Source organism: Clostridium sp. JN-1, from assembly GCF_003718715.1.
In the GTDB taxonomy this organism is placed as follows: Bacteria; Bacillota; Clostridia; order Clostridiales; family Clostridiaceae; genus Clostridium_AV.
Map to the genome: position 1 here is coordinate 2054850 of NZ_CP033465.1, position 18423 is coordinate 2073272.

The following is an 18423-nucleotide window of genomic DNA, read 5'->3' on the forward strand; positions in this document are numbered from 1 at the left end:
CTAATGGTATTTTTAATTATTCAGTATATGCATTTATAATTTTTTCTTCTTTAGGTGTAATATTAAAATATTCATTTAATATATCATCATTTACGCTTTTTACACCTTTTATAATAGGTATCCTTAATTTCATTAAATTATTTGGATAGTATTCAAATAAACTTTCACCTAATTTTTTAGCAAATGTTTTAAAATAAAATTCATATAATTTGCTGTTTAATAAACTTAAAATATATTCATAACTCATTTCAAAATCTTGATTTAGTACTAATGCATATACATCTGCACTAAAATAGCTTCCCGAGTCCAGTGCAAACCTATTATCGTTACTTTTATATGGAAAAATTATTTTTTTGCTTTCAAAAATATCTGAATTTCTGCCCCATTGAAGTTCAAACCACTTTCTTATACCATTTTTACATTCTCTTCTATTTACAAGTTTATCTTTATATTTCTCAATATGGTTTATAATATGGGGATAGTCTTTTTCATCATCTATGAAATCAGCATATATTAAAAACTTATCTTCCTTTACAATTTCACCTTTTCTTATAAAACTGCTTTTTATCCACGGTCTTATAATAGAGGTCTCCAGTTTCTCTCCTGCTATACTTTCTCTATCCACAACAAATGCTTTATCACAACCTGTTATTATTCCTTGATAGCTTCTACTTATACCTTTCAATGTGTATAATGTTTTATTTTGTATTTTATCTAAAATCTTTCTTTCACCTTTATCTATGAGTATCCAGCTGTCACTCTTTAAATAACAGCTTTCCATATAAAACCTCTTGATTTTACCATAATCATTTGAAAATAAACCATCTATGAAAAGTTTTCTATCTCTATATTTATTTTTGAGCGGCTTTAAAATTTCTACATTATAATTTTCATCTTTTTTATTCTCTAAGAATACTATAACTGGATCAATTCCTACCCCTTTAAACGGTCTTATTCCATGAAAATCTATTATTTTATGTATAACTGTATTATTTGCTAATAAACGCCTTAAATTTTCTCCACTTGGGGATTCAATAAAATACCTTGAGGTTATAAATGTTAATTTCCCATCATTTTTTAAATTATCAATTGACTTTTCAAAAAAGCAGTATGAAATATCACCCTTATCCTTATACACACTTTTATACATGCTTTTTAAAATACGTGTATAGTCTTTATCTACAGACTTATGTCCTATATATGGTGGATTTCCTATAATTACATCATACTTACTTTTTAACTCTTGAATTAAAAAATCTTGTTTTACAAAGTTTTTTTTATTTATATGTCCGCACATTGCAAATATATCTATTTGCAATATCTTAAGTGCAGTTTCGTCTATATCAAAAGCATATATATTATTTTCTATAATGTGTTTATCTACGTTTTGAATATTAATATTTAATTTATTATTAGTATTTATCACATTTAAATTTTTTAGAAAAATACTTTTTAGATATTTAAAACAAGGAATAATTATATTTCCAACTCCACAAGCTGGGTCTAAAATTTTTAAATATGGATTTTTTATTATATCATTTTCATTTACAGTGTTCTTTACAATATATTCTGCTGCTTCTTTGGGAGTATACACTGCACCATTTACTTTTTTATATTCATTGAGTTCATAGTATTTTTGTCCAAAACTAGTACCTTTATCAATCCCAAGTGCATTTTTGTAGTTATCTACAGCTATTTTTTTATAGCAGGCATCTATAGGCTGTAAAATTATATTATATAATTCCGATATACTCTCTACAAAACTTTCAATCATATTTAACCTCTTCAAACTAAAATCTTAACATTGGCAATGTTTCGCTTTAGCGAAACGAGTTATCAAAAATTTAATTAAAGATTTTTCGTAAGCTTAGCGGAGAAAAATCCTCCTTCATTGTCCTCTGTCCTCTGATTTTGTCTTCTGTTTTTATGTGCATAAGCCTTATTAACGGTATGTAATAGCTTTAAATAAGAACTTGGGTATTGATGACAATCTCTTTATTCTAGAAGGTTCTTTATAGACCCTGTAAAGCCATTCAAGTCCCATATTTATCATCCATTTTGGTGCTCTCTTAGATTTTCCAGAAAAGACATCAAAACTTCCTCCTACTCCCATGAATACCTTACACGGAAGTTTATTCATATTTTTTATTATAAAAATATCCTGCCTTGGTGAACCCATTGCTGCGAAAAGTGCATATGGTTTTTTTGATATAATGTCTTCTATAATATTTTCACAATTATTTAAATCAAAATATCCATTATGACTTCCGCTTATATTTATATCTGGATATTTAATTTTAAGATTGCATATACAGCTCTTTAATACTTCTTCTTTAGCTCCTATTAAATATATGCTTTCGTTATTTCTTATACACAGTTTTATTATTTCTTCCATAACGTCTATACCAGCTATTTTTTCTTTTACAGGCTGACGTATAAGCTTTGCAGCTAGTACAGTTCCAATTCCATCAGGTATTATTATAGAACTTTCAGATGTAAAGTTTTGGAGCATGATATCGTCCCTTAGTCCATTATATAATACTTCAGGATTTCCAGATATTATATTGACTTTATCAAATTTATCTATATACTCTATAAGTTCTTGTTTTGTTCCATTAAATACATTAAACTTTAATATCTTACTAAACATTTTAGTTCCCTTTCCAATTTTTAAGTAAAAATAGGGAATTAAAATTATAAATTAATCCCCTACTCTCATTTCATATTTAAAAGGCGCCTTCGTTTTTAGCTACTGAAAATACCGTTCTAAATAATATTTTTATGTCCATCCATATCGAAAAATTCTTTATATAAGTTAAATCATAATATACTGTCTTTCCTAATTCTATTTCTCCTCTTCCACTTATCTGAGCCAAACCTGTTATCCCCTGAGTTACAAGTAACCTTTGCCTATATGCCTTAGGATAATATTTAACTACATCTGGAATTTCAGGTCTCGGTCCAACCAAACTCATGCTGCCAAATAATACATTGAACAATTGAGGTATCTCGTCCAAACTCGTTTTCCTCAAAAATGCACCTGCTTTGGTTACCCTATTGTCATTCTTACTTTGAAATACAAAATTGCTCAAATCACCTGGTTTAATATCCAATTCTCTTTTTTTCTCTGCATTTACAACCATAGTTCTGAACTTGTATATGGTAAACTCTTTTCCATTTTTGCCTATTCTAACTTGCTTAAAAATAACAGGTCCCTTTGAATCCAATTTAATCCATATTGACAATATTAAAAATACTGGCGATAAGATTATAATGCCTATCAAAGATAAAACAAAATCAATACACCTTTTAAGTGCAAATTGAAATGTTTTGCTTTTTATATCCTTTGCTGCATCTATTTTTATATCTTCAGCTTTCATTTACATCCTCCTGCAACATTCTTACACACAAACATAGTATAAATAAATTTTATAGTATTTATAAGAACTTTTCAATTGATATTTAAAATTTCTTATAAATACTTATCTATCGTGCTAATTCTTGTTCAACCTCCTGGCTTATAGAAGCAGTTCCTCCATATATAATTTGACTAGTAAAGCTTTTAGAGTCTATAAAGCTTTTCTGTTCTTTATTATTATCATCTACAAGTATCAAAGGAGCATTTAATTTTGCAGATAATACACTTCCTGCTAATGCATCTGGAAAATCCTTACCAGAGGCAAATGTAACATAACTTCCATCCATTTTAAAGTATTTTGCTATGTCAAGGGAAGTTTCATATCTGTCAATTCCTCCTATTCTCACAAAGTTGTTATCTGATAAACCTGTTAAACTCTTTATATTGTCTTTAACATAATCAGATATTACACCATTTCCTCCTATTATATACACTTGAGATGGTCTTATCTTTTTTATAGTTTCCTTAGATTCATTTGGTATATCGTAGAAATCAGAAAATATTACAGGATAACCCTTTGCTGCAGCTACAGCTGAAACACTCAATCCATCAGGGAAACTACTTCCTGATACTACAAAAACAGGAGTTCCTACTGCTGCATTTATTTCATCATTTATCGATTTTACAGCTCCAAATTTTTCTCCATCTTCAAGCAGCTTAATGTTATTATATCCCAAACTTTTTAAACTAATAATAATATCCTCATTTGTGTTTTGTTCATTTCCAAGGATATATATTTTATCATTTTTGTCCATATGTCTATTTATATATTGAACTGCAGGTTGATTTTCTGAATAAGTTTTACCTGAAAGTAATATAGGTGCATTTAACTTCTTTGCAAGTACACTGCCGCTTAAAGCATTATTAAAGTCATATCCTGAAGTTATAACTACATTATTTACATTTGAATTATTAAATTCTTCAGCTATACTACTTGCAGTCTCAAATCTATCTTCTCCGCTTAATCTTTTGCTTTCATAATTTTTTACTTCAGCAGGTTTCCAACTTGCAACTTTTGTCTGTGCTTGATCATAGTTTTTCAGATATGTACCTGAACTTTCTTCACCATATGATTTCCACTTATCAAAGTTTAAAACTTGATCGTATCTATTAACGACATTATCATTTATCTTATAATATGTATTGTAATCAAATGAATTATCAACTGAACCTTGGTCGGTTAACTGTACATTATAGTTACTGTATCCAGTTAAAAACAGATTGTTTCTAAAATAATTTTTAGTAGAACATTCTAACATAAATACATCACACCAGCTGTTACCATAAAGTACATTATTGTTTATATAATTATTAGTGGCATTAGAACCTATTGCAATTCCATATGCATGATTATTATAGAGGTGATTATTCGTAATCTTACAATTACTACCTCCATTAGGACTTCCATATAATTGAATAGCCGCTCCTGCATTATCATGAATATCATTACCATCAAATACCCAATTATTTGATTGATAACCAATATATATGCCGTGATCTTTAGGTTTATTTACTTTTAATCCTACATTGTATATTGTACAATTTTTTACTGTACAATTATCTGAATTTTCACCATCTATTCCAGAAGTACCATATGGTCTGTATACTGGATAATCTAAATCCCATATTTTTAGATCACTCATTTCTATATGATGTGACCTATCAGTTATGTATATTCCAGCGCCTGTATATTGAGTCACTTTTATACCTTCAACTTTCCAGTATGAACTATTTCTAAAAGTTATTGCATCTGGTGCTGTTTTTCCACCCCAATTTAGCCTATAATCACCTGTCATAGTAACAGATTCACCTGAATAACTTTTAATAGTAAACCATGCATCTTGTGATCCCTGCTTATTGAATATATCAGTAGTTTCAGTATAAACTCCACCTCTTATTATAAGAGTATCTCCAGGACTTAATGAATCTAATCCTGCTTGAATCGTTTTAAATGGACTTCCTATACTTCCATTATTATTATTATTTCCTGTTTGAGAGACATAAAAAGTTTTTGATGAATTACTGGCAAACACTTTATTACCTCCTGATACTGCATTAATTCCCATAATAACAGTAAATAAAGCTATTATAAAAATTATTTTATAACGCATTATATTTTCTATTTTAACATTCATGATGAAATTTAGATTCCTCCCCCTTGAGCCTAACATAAGACGGCCCGGCAAACTTTATTTCATTAATTTCCCGAAAATTATTCTAGTTTTGCAATCGGCTGTTGACTAATTATGCTATTAAAAAACAAATTTCATTATAGCACACTAAAATATTTTTTTCATTAACACCCAAAGTTATTATGATAATGTTAACTATAATTTAATATTCTTAGGTTAAAGTCAAAAATTAAAATACTATCCTTATTTACTCTTTATGAAAGTGGATAGTATTTTAATTTTTAATTTAAAGTTTTACCTTTTAATGATTTAATTAAATCAAAGAATTCTTCCAGTTTAAACAAATATATAAATAAAAAGTATACTAAACTTCCTAAGACAAATGATACTAAAATACAAATAATGCTCGACTTAACACTCATACTTAAGAAACTCAAAACCACTTTATTTACACTTAGTATTACAAATCCCATTATAATAGATGAGACAAGTATTTTCAAAAAGTTAATACATATCTTCTTCAAATTCATGCCGCTTAACTTTTTATTTAAATCTAAAATCATTAAAATTGTAGTAATTATAACTGATATACTTGTAGCTAAAGTAAGTCCAGATACCTTCATATACTTTACAATAAATACATTTATAACAATATTTATTCCTATTCCAACTAAACTGTTTATCATAGGGGTTTTTGTATCTTTTATTGAATAAAATGCCTTATTCAAAATATCTCTTATACCATATGCAGCCATAGATGGTGCATAAAATAAAAGAGCATTTGAAGTAAGTTTAGCTGCTTCATCCGTAAAAGCCCCTCTTTTAAATATAACTGTTATAAGTGGATCTCTTAAAAGTGCTATTGCAAAAGCTGCAGGTATCATTATAAGCATTATAGTACTTAAAGATTTTTCAAGTTCTTTTTTGTATCCAGCTCTATCTTTTTTAGCTGCCATTTCGGATAATGTAGGATATACTATCATTGCAATTCCTATAGCAAAAACTTCATATGCGAGGGTATTTATTTTGTTAGAGCAGTCTAATACAGTAACTGCACCAAAAAATATATTTGTTGCAAATGATCTATTTACAAATAAGTTTAACTGTATGACAGATGTACTTATTACAACTGGAATCATTAATTTAAACATCCTGCCTATTTCTTTATCTTTAAAGTCTACAGCAGAACTATACTTATATCCTAATTTCTTATACTTAGGCACGTTTATTAAAAACTGCATAAAAAATCCTATTACTGTGGCAACTGCAAAACCTACTATTCCAAATTTTGAAGCCATAAACACTAAGTATATTATATATACAATATTTGAAACTGCTGACATTGCAGCTGGTTCATAAAATTCTTTATGACACTGCAAGACACCAGTAATTACACTTTGCAAACTTACAAATATCAATGAGAGCAGCATTATTCTAGTTACTTTTATAGACATTGCAAAAATCTTAGGATCTTTTTCAAATCCATGACCGAACAAATATATTATATATTTAGCAAAAATCATTAATATTATAGTTATTAGTATTGTATAAATTGATGACAAATTTATAACATTGTTTACAAACTTGTTTGACTTCTTCTTACTATACTTTTGAAGATGTTCCATATGTACTGGTATAAAAGTTGTAGTCAATCCATAGCTTATGGTAGTAAGTAAGTACACAATTCCAAGCCCAAAGTTATATATATCAGTAACATATGTTGCTCCAAATTTGGCAGCTATTAGTGAATCTCTTATTAGTGCAAATAACTTTCCAAGCACTATAATTATCATCACTATAACTGAACTCTTAAAAACTTTTTTACTTGCCATAGTTTACACTCCGATTACTTGTAAGTATATTTCTATATACATTATAGTAGTTATTACAAAATGTCTGAGTTGAGTAATTTTTTACACAAAAGTTATAAAAATCAGTTCCCATTTTACTTAAGTTATGCTTATTTTCGTAAGCATCTTTCATACTTTTGTAAATGCCATTAACATCGTTATTTTCTATAATAAATCCCGTTTCCTTATTTATAAGTTCATCCAAATCCCCTACTTTTGCAGCTATAACTGGAACTTTAACTGCCGCACTTTCTAATACAACAATAGGAGGACATCCTCCTTCACTTAAGGAACTCAAAATACTTATATCCGAAGCATTAATATAATCTACTGCATTTTCTTTAAATCCTGTAAATATTACCTTACCTTCTAAATTCAATGAATTTGCCTTTTCTTTTAAACTTTCCTTGAGAGGTCCATCACCAACTATAATAAGTTTTATATTTTTAATTTCTCTCTCAAGCTTTGCAAATGCAAGAATCAAGCTCATTTGATTTTTTACAGGATGCATTCTAGCCACATTTACAAATACAAAATCTTTAAAATCTATATTTAATTTTTCTCTAATCTCATCTTTATCTAAACTTAAATTTACAGTATCATAATTTATGCCGTTACTTACTATAAACTTTTGCCCTTTAAATCCATCCTTAACCATTAAATTTCTTATATATTTAGACACACAAACATAGTACTTAAAACTTTTTAGCCCCTTAATACTTAAGGGGGTGAAAAAAATAAATTTAAATTTACTATTTAAAAAATCCTGCTTGTAATTACTATGTATCGTGGCTGCTGAAGGTATTTGCAAATTTTTTTTCAAAAAATAGTGAAGTAAAAAAGCTTTTGCACCGTGAAAATCTATTAAATCTATATCATTTTCTAATGCATACTTTAAAATCTCATCTTTGCACTTCAACATATTTTTAGAAAATTTTACTGCATCAATATTCATATTAATTGCCTTGTCATAAAGCGGTCCTTCTCCAATTGTTCCTATGATACACTTAAACTTTTTTACTGAATAATAGCTTAAATTTAATACATGATTAGCACCGCCGCCAACATCATTTCCCGATATTATCTGTAAAACTCTGATTTTTGACACCTCCTTAGTGCCTCTTCACCAGCAAGTAGTATCCAGAAAAAGGATGTAGTCTTAGGGACAAAAAATAAGTTGTCAGATATGTTCATGATTAAAAATGCTATAACAGAAGCAAAAAAGCCTGTATAAAAGTATTTTAAGAACTTATCTTCAATAGATCCAGCTAATTCTTTAATTCTAATTAGAGCATTTATTAATATTGATACAAAAAATATTATCCCAAAGATTCCAAGTTCACTTTGTATTTTTAAATATGAATTATGACATGGAAATCTCTTGTAATCATAGTATATATACAATTCATGATATTTAGCTACATATTTATCATACAAACTTACAAAGTTTCCATTTCCAACACCCAGTATAGGATGATCCTTTATCATATACCATGCTGTTTTCCACAACTTAAGTCTTGTAAAATTTTCAGCACTGTTACCTATATCCATAATTCTTGAACCTATTTGCGGAATTAAAAACATTATGACTCCCAAACCACCAATTGGAAATATAAGTTTCCAGCTGTATACTACAGCTAAAACCACAAGCCCAATAACAAATCCAAGCATAGCATTACGAGAATAACAAAATACTATATTTACAATTAAACATGCTGAAAGTAATCCACAAAGTACTTTTTTCTTAAAATCTTTCATGTATAATGTAATCATTATTATCGGAAATACTGCTAGTATTAAAAATGCCCCAAAGTTATTAGCATTGTCCAAAGAAACTGTAACTTTAGGTCTTCCTAAAAATCCATCAGTTTTTACAAAACTTTTATTAAGTCCAAACCCGGTAAAATACTGAAAAATTCCAAATATGCTCATTATAATTGTACATACTATATATGAACCTATAAAACCCTTTATATACTTACTCTTCGTAAATTCATATTTTATTATAAAGAATAACGCTGCATATGTAAAAAATCTAAAAGTTTCCTGTAAGGCCATTCCTTTTTCTGCAGCATAACTAACAGATATAAGCATGATTAAAAGCAGTCCTGCCATAGAAAGTGTTAAGTAATCCGTAAAAAAATCTTTTATTCCATCTATGAATCTTTTTCTCACATGCTTATCCAATATTAAATTTAAGAAATAAACTACAAATATTGAAAATAATATATAATCCCCTAAACTTATATTTTTAAACTTAACTTCATTTGGAATTAGGGGATTAATTATGATATAGATACACATGATTATATATAAAATTGCCCTCACTATTTTCACCTGCTTTTAGTTGAACTTAATATTATTTAATTTATAAACTACCTGGACATTTTTGCATTCTTTTCAATGACTTTTCTGGATTTAAATATATAAAAACTAAATAATCCGCGCAAAAATCCAAATCCATAGCTAATGTGCAATATAGGGAATATTATAGGAATATACTTAAGTAATTTAAAATTCCCCTTGAATGACTTAAGAGATGCAATTAAATCTCCAATTAAATACATGCATACTTCTAAAATCCATAAATAAAGTATTGGTCTTATAAATATTCCAAGAAGTATTCCTAAAATATTAGTAACAACAAACATAAGTGGTACTAGATGTCTTATAGACGCCGGTCTCCCATGTTTTTGCATAACTCTTACTTTCCAAAATCCATATTGATAATATTGTTTCCAAAGTTTCTTTAAAGATGACCTGCTGTAATAAGAAGATTTAACTTTAGGTGTTAAAAGAATTTTATAACCATTTTTAATTACTCTATAGTTTAATTCATCATCTTGATTTCTAACTAATTCACCATCAAAGTATCCTATTTTATCAAGCACTTCTTTTCTATATGCTCCAAAAGCTACTGTATCTACAAATGTTTCTTCGTGTGCATACCTAAATAGTGCATTTCCAACTCCAAATGGTGAGCTCATGGCCATAGCTACTGCCGTACCTTTATCATCTTCGCTTATAGTCTCTATAGGTCCACCAGCACATCCTACTTCTTTATTTTTTAAAGCTTCTACGTTGTATTTTATAAAATCCTTGTCTGCAAAAGCATGTGCCCCAAATATTATAACTATATCTGCTTTACTTTTTTTTATTCCCTCATTCATACCTTTTGGTGCTGTGCGGCCTTTATTATCTACTAATTTAATATTTCCATACTTTTCTTCATAATCTTTAACTATTTGCCTAGTCTTATCATCTGACATACCATCACATACAAACACTTCAAAATATTCTTTAGGATAAGTTTGTCTCATGAAAGAATCCAAACACTTTGCTATGTACTTTTCCTCATTTCTACATGGAATGATTATAGAAACTGTATCCATATTACTTCACCTACCTCTTTGCTATCTTATCCATTATAAGTATCCTTAAACTATTTAATTCTCTTATATTTATAATAAACGCTGTTAATACAAATACAAATAATCCCGCTAAAGATGAAATTCCAACTTTTATAAGCACAATTATTGTTGAGTTATAACTAAGGTGCATGATATTATTTAAAACTTTCATGACAATTATCATAGGTATTGATGCTATAACTGTCTTTATAAATGTTTGAACTATATATTTTCCATTTATACTTCCTATTTTTTTCCTAAGTGTATAAATTAATAGTATACAAGCTATGTACATTGATACTGCATCAGCAAGTGCCAATCCATTAAGCCCCATGAAACTTTTAAATACAAATATGAGGCATATGTTAATACCCATAGCTATAGCACTATTTATCATAGGAGTTTTAGTATCCTTTAAAGTATAATATGCCTTACAAACAAAATCTCTCATTCCAAATCCTAAAAGTCCTATAGAATAGAACACTAAAAGCATGGAAGTTTGAATTGTAGAGTTTTCTGTAAATGCACCTCTTTGAAAAAGAATATACACTATAGGTCTGCTTTGAACCATAACTATAAAAGAAATTGGAAGTATCATAATTATGAGCATACCAAGGGATTCACTTAAAGTTTGTTTCATTTCTGACATCTTATTTCCAGCCATTTGTTTTGACATTTTAGGATATATAATTGTAGCAATTGTAACTACAAATATGTCTACAAATAGTGCAAATACTCTGTATGCATAATTTAAAAAAGTAACACTTCCTGCACTAAAATGTGTGGCTTGTGCCCTTTCTATAAAAGTATTTATTTGTTGAACTCCTGTTCCAATTATTACAGGTAAGAGCATAATGCACATTTTTATGAGCATTGGATCTTTGAAATTTACTCTAAACTTATATTTAAATCCAACCTTTTTCATTGCTAAAATTTGAGGAAGTATCTGTGCAAAAGTAGCTATAAATGTTGCTATTGTAAGCCCGATAACTCCATATTTATCTTTAACAATAATCAAGTAACCTATTGTTATAATATTTAAAGGCAGTGCTACAAGAGCAGGTACTGTAAAATTTCCTTCTGATTGAAGAACTGCATTAAATATGTACATGACGGCATTAAATATAAGAGTTGGAATAAGTATAACTGTAAGCTTTTGTGTGAAAACAAGCTTTTCTCCAGTAAATCCTGGGTTAAGGAGCATTACTATAGGTTTGCTAAATATTATGCATACAATTGATATAACAGCTGTCACAATTATAAATACATTTAGTGTATTGTTTATAAACTTAGCAGCTTCTTCTTTTCCATCTTTTAGTTTTTTATCATTATATAATGGGATAAGAGTAGTAGTTATAGCTGCCCCTATCATTATAAATAACACCATAGGTACATTAGATGCCTGGAAAAAGGCATCTAAATCACCGGCTTTAAAATTAGCTGCAGTTATACTATCTCTTACTAATCCAAGAAACTTACTTGCAAATGTACACATTACTATTATTCCAGCTGTTGCTGCTAACTTTTTAGAATTAATACTCATACCTTATCTTATCCTTTAAATTATTTATTTGTATAAAAGAAACACTCAAGGCAAATAATAACCAGTTAGGTAAAAAGTATGTAACAGAACTTGGTGAAAAACTTCCTATCGTAAAACCTACTAAAGAAGTCATGAGAGCATACGCTGTACACTTATCTATATTATTATTTTCATTATGACCTATTTTAAATAAATTATATAGTAAATAAAGGTAAAATAATCCATAAAGTATTATGAATATACCAAAGTCTCCTAAAATTTCTATGGCTAATCCATGGACACTATATATTCCATGTGTATTATTTACATCTTTCAAATGTTGAATTGAGTTTCCTGCTCCAAATCCTAAAACTCTTTTTTCGTTAACTACACCAGTTACTATATCATACATTATAGTAACTCTTACATTTTCAGAGCCTTCATCTCCTATTTCAGCTTTACTTATCTTAGACATACTGCTCATTTTCTCCACCATCTTTTGTTCATATTCGGCACTATGACTAACTAATAAATAACTATATTTATATATTCCAGCAAATGCAGCAACTATTATTAGAGGATAAATTAAAGCTTTTATCTTTCCTTCTTTAAAAACTATTAAAGTAAAAACTATCATAGTTAATGCTATTGATAAAATACTTGATCTAGAGTTTGTTAAAACCAATGCTGTAAAACCAAGTAAAGTAAAAATACCATAAAATGCTTTAGCCTTAATACTTTTTGCAAAATAAGTTAAAAACAATAAGAATGGAATACCCATACTTAAAAATGTAGCATAATTATTTGCATTAAAGAAAAAGACAACTGGTCTGCTTTTTAAAACTACAAGTTCTTTTGTAGTAAGTTTATACAAAATGCTGTCGTAATAGTGTTTTACCGGCAGCTGAGTTCCTGTCATTGCTTCTATCATACCTATTATTATAGTGAGTAAAAATACTAGTCCAATTACTTTTAGAGAATTATAAAACCTTTCTTTCGTTGTATTAAATATAGCAACTATAAATAAAAATGAAATCATCATGGCATATATTATTATATACTTGATATTCAAGCTTTTACTTTCAGCCCATATAAAGCTGCAGCATATGTATACAAACCACAGCACATAAAATCCAAGCAATTTTTTATTCACTTTTTTCAATTGATATCTGTCTCTATGTAAATTGATTATAGTTAAAACAATACATATGGCAAGTAGTATGTGAAAAAAATACAGCTTTTCATGTTTTGGAAAATATGAAGCATACTCAAATATACTAGAAACTAAAAGTGTATAATATATATTTTCATAAAAACTATCTGCACCTGTTATAAAACATGCTCCGACTACACTTACAAAAAATAGTGCACTTATTATGTAATTTTTATTTATAATAGAAGATGCCAAAAGTATAATAAAAATCGCTAAAATGTATATATTGCTCCTTCTATTTATTCCATACATTAATTTTTCCCCCTATTTAAAATTTTCTTGTAAAGTTCATTCATTATTTCAGCATTGTGTTTCCAATCATATTTTTCTTGAGCTATCCTCACAGCATTACCCGAAAATAACTTAAGCTTCTTTTCATCTTCAACCAGTAACTTTAACTTATTTTTTAAAGCAGTACTATCCTTAGGGTTTACTTTATATCCATTACAATCATCAAATACTATTTCCTTTAATCCCCCTACATTTGTGCAAACTACTGGTCTTCCACATGCACAAGCTTCTACAGCTGATACTCCAAAGCTCTCACTTAAAGATGGTATACAAACTATATCCATTTTATTTATGTAATCAGGAACATCTACATTATCTACATTCCCTGTAAACTCAACATACTCACTTATGTTTAAATCGCTGCATAGTTTTTCTAGGTTTGACCTTTCAGGGCCATCACCTACTACCATTAATTTTAAGTTTTTAGCAGTATCATTTAAAAGCCCACTAAAAGCTTGTATAAGATATTTTATTCCATATATCTTATGTAAGTTTTTGATAACTCCAATTGTAATATAATCATTGCTAAGTACTGGCATCTTAATATTAAACTTGTTTATATCAACACCAAATGGGGTTATTGTTATATTTTCTTTTTTATAATATTTTTTAGTTTCATTAGCCATATCCACACTAGTAGAACATACTGCATCCGCTCCATTTAAAATAAACTTAAGCAGCTTAGCATTTATGGAACTAGCTTTGGGAAATTCATATACATCACTTCCCCAAACGGAAATTATAAATGGATGATAGCCGCTTATACGTCCATACAGTCCATAACTTGTGGCATAATGACTGTGTAATATATCTGGTTTTATACTTTTTACTATACTTTTAATCTTTAAAAGTATAGTAAAGTAAGCTAATTTACTATTAAAAGGTGGTTTTACAACGATAACTTTGACATTGTCTTGGTACGCATAATTTGTACCCCTCATGGATATCAAGTATATCTCATTATTTAATCTTGAAAAGTAATCCACCCATTTTCTAGTGTGTATACTATCTGCATCTGCTAAAAAGCAAATTCTAGCCATAAAAACACCTCAAATGTATAAATTAATATATTATTTCCAAACTATTGATTCTTTAAAAGTTGATCTTCTGGAACATTTCTCAAATATTTAGCTGGATTTCCCGCAACTATTTTTCCATTCTCTACATCTTTAGTAGCTACACTACCTGCAGCCACAAAGCCGTCTTCATATATTGTTTTCCCAGGCAATATTGTAGCTTGTGCTCCAATCCTGCCGCCTTTTTTTATTGTAACGCCTTTAAAATGTTTATATCTTTCTTTTGAACGTGCTGCAAAATTGTCATTTGAAGTCACAACTCCAGGTGCTATAAATACATTATCTTCTACTTCTGAATAAGCAGTTAAATATACATTAGTTTCCAATTTACAATTTGATCCAACATTACAGAAGTTTTCAATAGCAGCTCCTCTTCCTATAATTGTTTTTGATCCTATTGTAACATTTTCTCTAACTGTAGCAAGATCAGCAATTAAAGTTTTTTCTCCTATTTTACAACCGCAGTAAATTATAACCCCTGCTCCTATTAAGCATCCTTCAGCTATGAAAGCTGGCTCAAACTTTTCCTCATCTTTAAAAATACTATTAACAGATCTCATAGGCTCTTTTCCAACTACTGTATTATCATCTATTCTCACATTATTTTCTATACTACTTCCCTTATGAATTACAACATTATGTCCTATAATACAGTTATCTCCTATTTTTACGTCTTCTTCTATAACTACAAACTTACCTATCTTAACATTACTTCCAATATTAGATTTATGTGATATAAAATTTTCACTCAAAATAAACACCTCAATCTATTAATAATTATAATCACCACTAGTATTAACTATTATTTTTATTTAAAACATGAATTTTATTCGTGAATTTTCTTAACTCCAGCCATTTCCATAGTTGAAAATTTTTTAAGTGGAAACTTAACTGGCATACCAGTAAGCCTTGATTTATAAGCAGCAAGAATTATAGACATACCTTTTTTACCTTCCTTACCGCTTACTAAAGGTTCCCTATCATTATTTATGGCATCTATCATATCTTTAAATAATGGAATATGTCCAAATCCATAAACTGTATCAGGATCACTTTCCTGTTCACTTAAAATCTTTTCTTCTTCATTTTCACTGCTGTCAGCAAATCTCCATGTTTCTATCTTATTTACTGCCAATCCACCTATGCAAACTGCTCCACTTTCGCCAAAAATGCTCAAAGTTTCTTCTAAATTTTTAGGATATACACATGCACTGCCTTCAATAATTCCTATTGAACCATTTTTAAATCTTACAATTACTGCTCCAAAATCTTCAGCTTCTATATCTCTTAGGAATGTGTCACATTGAGAATAAACAGAGTCTATTTCTCCACCCATCATCCATTGAAGTAAATCAATATCATGTATACATTGGTTCATAAGTGTTCCGCCATCTAACTTCCATGTTCCCCTCCATGGAGCTTGAGTATAGTAGCCCATATTTCTATTCCAAAGAATTCTAGCAGTACCATTTATGAGTCTTCCAAATCTATTTTGTTCTACAGCTTTTCTTAATTTTTGAATAGGTTTATTGAATCTGTTTTGATGACTTATGCATAACTTGACATTGTTTTTTTCTGAAGCCTTTATCATATTATCTGCATCTTCAATTGATAAAGCCATTGGCTTTTCACATATAACATGTTTTTTGTGTTCCATACAATATATTGCAATTTCAGGATGATAGCCGCTTTCTGTTGCAACAGTTACTACATCTATATCTTCTTTTTCTATCATTTCCTTATAGTCTTTGTATACAGCTACTTTACAATCTTCATTGATTTTACTCATATATTCTTGTTTTTTTGCTTCTGCTTTGTCATAATCTATATCACAAACAGCTGCAAGTGAAGCTTCTTTACTATTAGAAACTAATGCTTCAACATGTTTATATGAAATTCTTCCACATCCAATAATAGCAAATTTTAATTTTTTCATAAAAAACACTCCTTAATTATTAAGATTGTCCTCAAGTAAAATATTAATCTATAACCTTTAAATGACAAATTAAAATTTGTTATTTAGGTAAGAACTAATAGGTAAAAGTTAAGAGTTTATGAAAAAATTCAGCAAGGCTGAATTTTCACCACAACTATTACTTCTTAGCTCTTACCTCTTACTTATTCACAAATTCTAATTTGTCACCAATTTATTATAACTTATGAATCTTTTCTCTATTATTTTTAACATCTTTAGTAGCATTTCTTGTATCATATAATATTTTGGCCTTAGCAACAATTTCTTCATAGTCATAATCACTATGATCAGTAGTTATTATAACTATATCTGCTTTATCTATATTTTCTTCTAAGTCTACTGAATGATATACCTTTCCATTGTGTTTGAATTCAGGTATATATGGATCATTTACAAGTATTTCAGCACCATTTTTCTCTAAGTTTTCTATTACCTTTAGAGCTGGTGATTCTCTCATATCATCTATATCTTTTTTGTATGCTACTCCAAGTAAAAGAACTTTGGCACCATTCATTGCTTTTTTGTGTTCATTTAATAATTTCATAGCATTGTCAACTACAAACTCAGGCATAGAATCATTTATTATTCCAGATGATTCTATTAATTTTGTATGGAAATCATATTCTTTTGCTTTCCATTCCAAATAAAATGGATCAAGTGGTATACAATGTCCTCCAAGTCCCGGACCTGGATAAAAAGCCATATAACCATATGGTTTTGTCTTAGCTGCATTTATCACTTCCCATACATCTATTCCCATCTTGTTACATAGTATAGCCATTTCATTAACTAAAGCTATATTTATATTTCTGAAAGTATTTTCAAGTATCTTTTCCATTTCTGCAATAGCTGGGGATGATACTGTATATATTTCACTCTTTAATACGCTTCTATAAAGAGTTGCTGCTACTTCTGTACATTCTTCAGTACAGCCGCCAACTACTTTAGGTGTATTTTTAGTTTTAAATTGTTTATTACCTGGGTCAACTCTCTCTGGAGAAAATGCTAAAAAGAAGTCCTTTCCACATTTTAACCCATTTCTTTCAAGTATCGGTTTTAAAACTTCTTCTGTAGTTCCAGGATAAGTAGTGCTCTCAAGTACTACAAGCATTCCTCTATGAAGATATTTTGCTACACTTTCAGTCGAATTTACTACGTATGATATATCTGGCTGTTTATATTTATCAAGTGGAGTAGGTACACATATACAAACGGTATCTACATCTTTTACGAAACTAAAATCTGTAGTGGCACTTAATCTTTTGTTTTTTACTAAATCAGAAAGATCTGAATCCACTATGTCACCTATGTAATTTTTGCCTTCATTTACCATTGAAACTTTTTTATCTTGAACATCAAAACCTATTACCTCATATCCAGCCTTAGCTTTTTCTACAGCAAGAGGAAGTCCTACATATCCTAATCCAACTACTCCTAGTTTAGCTGTTTTATTGTTTAATTTTAATATTAAATCATCTTTTAATTTTGACATACTTTACCTCCTAGTTTTAGTACATTTACGTTTCTCATTATAAT

14 protein-coding genes are annotated in these 18423 nt (G+C 28.9%); all 14 read right to left on the reverse strand.

Annotation, left to right across the window (positions count from 1 at the left end):
• Window positions 1–16 precede the first annotated feature (16 nt).
• Window positions 17–1771, reverse strand: coding sequence for an N-6 DNA methylase (locus tag EBB51_RS09785; protein ID WP_190285367.1), 1755 nt, complete (start codon window positions 1769–1771; stop codon window positions 17–19).
• Window positions 1772–1942: 171 nt separating this feature from the next.
• Window positions 1943–2650, reverse strand: a complete 708-nt coding sequence (locus tag EBB51_RS09790; protein ID WP_123054304.1) for a WecB/TagA/CpsF family glycosyltransferase — start codon at window positions 2648–2650, stop codon at window positions 1943–1945.
• 76 nt (window positions 2651–2726) lie between these two features.
• A complete protein-coding gene (locus EBB51_RS09795; protein WP_123054305.1) occupies window positions 2727–3380 on the reverse strand; it encodes a sugar transferase in 654 nt (217 codons plus the stop codon).
• Between the two features lie 106 nt (window positions 3381–3486).
• Window positions 3487–5553, reverse strand: coding sequence for a cell wall-binding repeat-containing protein (locus tag EBB51_RS09800; protein WP_123054306.1), 2067 nt, complete (start codon window positions 5551–5553; stop codon window positions 3487–3489).
• Window positions 5554–5831: 278 nt separating this feature from the next.
• On the reverse strand, window positions 5832–7382 hold the full coding sequence (gene murJ, locus EBB51_RS09805) for a murein biosynthesis integral membrane protein MurJ (protein ID WP_123054307.1): 1551 nt from the start codon (window positions 7380–7382) through the stop codon (window positions 5832–5834).
• Window positions 7372–8508: a glycosyltransferase gene (locus tag EBB51_RS09810; protein WP_123054308.1), complete on the reverse strand. Its 1137-nt coding sequence runs from the start codon at window positions 8506–8508 to the stop codon at window positions 7372–7374. The genes murJ (EBB51_RS09805) and EBB51_RS09810 overlap by 11 nt, the downstream gene beginning before the upstream one ends.
• Entirely contained in the window at window positions 8481–9728 is a 1248-nt protein-coding gene (locus EBB51_RS09815; protein ID WP_243103825.1) for an O-antigen ligase family protein, read from the reverse strand. Before EBB51_RS09815 ends, EBB51_RS09810 begins: the two co-directional genes overlap by 28 nt.
• Before the next feature lie 47 nt (window positions 9729–9775).
• Window positions 9776–10792, reverse strand: coding sequence for a glycosyltransferase family 2 protein (locus EBB51_RS09820; protein WP_123054310.1), 1017 nt, complete (start codon window positions 10790–10792; stop codon window positions 9776–9778).
• Window positions 10793–10802: 10 nt separating this feature from the next.
• Window positions 10803–12353 (reverse strand): murein biosynthesis integral membrane protein MurJ, encoded by a 1551-nt coding sequence (gene murJ, locus EBB51_RS09825; protein ID WP_123054311.1) that lies wholly within the window; start codon window positions 12351–12353, stop codon window positions 10803–10805.
• Window positions 12343–13797: an O-antigen ligase family protein gene (locus EBB51_RS09830; RefSeq protein WP_123054312.1), complete on the reverse strand. Its 1455-nt coding sequence runs from the start codon at window positions 13795–13797 to the stop codon at window positions 12343–12345. The genes murJ (EBB51_RS09825) and EBB51_RS09830 overlap by 11 nt, the downstream gene beginning before the upstream one ends.
• Complete coding sequence (locus tag EBB51_RS09835; protein ID WP_123054313.1) at window positions 13797–14876, reverse strand: glycosyltransferase; 1080 nt, start codon at window positions 14874–14876, stop codon at window positions 13797–13799. The genes EBB51_RS09830 and EBB51_RS09835 overlap by 1 nt, the downstream gene beginning before the upstream one ends.
• Before the next feature lie 41 nt (window positions 14877–14917).
• Complete coding sequence (locus EBB51_RS09840) at window positions 14918–15664, reverse strand: acyltransferase (protein WP_123054314.1); 747 nt, start codon at window positions 15662–15664, stop codon at window positions 14918–14920.
• Window positions 15665–15738: 74 nt separating this feature from the next.
• Window positions 15739–16848 carry a Gfo/Idh/MocA family oxidoreductase gene (locus EBB51_RS09845; protein WP_123054315.1) on the reverse strand — a complete coding sequence of 370 codons (1110 nt, stop codon included), beginning with the start codon at window positions 16846–16848 and terminating at the stop codon, window positions 15739–15741.
• 214 nt (window positions 16849–17062) lie between these two features.
• Window positions 17063–18379 (reverse strand): nucleotide sugar dehydrogenase, encoded by a 1317-nt coding sequence (locus tag EBB51_RS09850; protein ID WP_123054316.1) that lies wholly within the window; start codon window positions 18377–18379, stop codon window positions 17063–17065.
• Between the last annotated feature and the right edge of the window lie 44 nt (window positions 18380–18423).

Coding starts and splice junctions, on each gene's coding strand:
- EBB51_RS09820 (WP_123054310.1), bottom strand. CDS start 10,792: ATGGATACAGTTTCTATAATCATTCCATGTAGAAATGAGGAAAAGTAC.
- murJ (WP_123054311.1), bottom strand. CDS start 12,353: ATGAGTATTAATTCTAAAAAGTTAGCAGCAACAGCTGGAATAATAGTA.
- EBB51_RS09845 (WP_123054315.1), bottom strand. CDS start 16,848: ATGAAAAAATTAAAATTTGCTATTATTGGATGTGGAAGAATTTCATAT.
- murJ (WP_123054307.1), bottom strand. CDS start 7,382: ATGGCAAGTAAAAAAGTTTTTAAGAGTTCAGTTATAGTGATGATAATT.
- EBB51_RS09850 (WP_123054316.1), bottom strand. CDS start 18,379: ATGTCAAAATTAAAAGATGATTTAATATTAAAATTAAACAATAAAACA.
- EBB51_RS09795 (WP_123054305.1), bottom strand. CDS start 3,380: ATGAAAGCTGAAGATATAAAAATAGATGCAGCAAAGGATATAAAAAGC.
- EBB51_RS09835 (WP_123054313.1), bottom strand. CDS start 14,876: ATGGCTAGAATTTGCTTTTTAGCAGATGCAGATAGTATACACACTAGA.
- EBB51_RS09790 (WP_123054304.1), bottom strand. CDS start 2,650: ATGTTTAGTAAGATATTAAAGTTTAATGTATTTAATGGAACAAAACAA.
- EBB51_RS09830 (WP_123054312.1), bottom strand. CDS start 13,797: ATGTATGGAATAAATAGAAGGAGCAATATATACATTTTAGCGATTTTT.
- EBB51_RS09800 (WP_123054306.1), bottom strand. CDS start 5,553: ATGAATGTTAAAATAGAAAATATAATGCGTTATAAAATAATTTTTATA.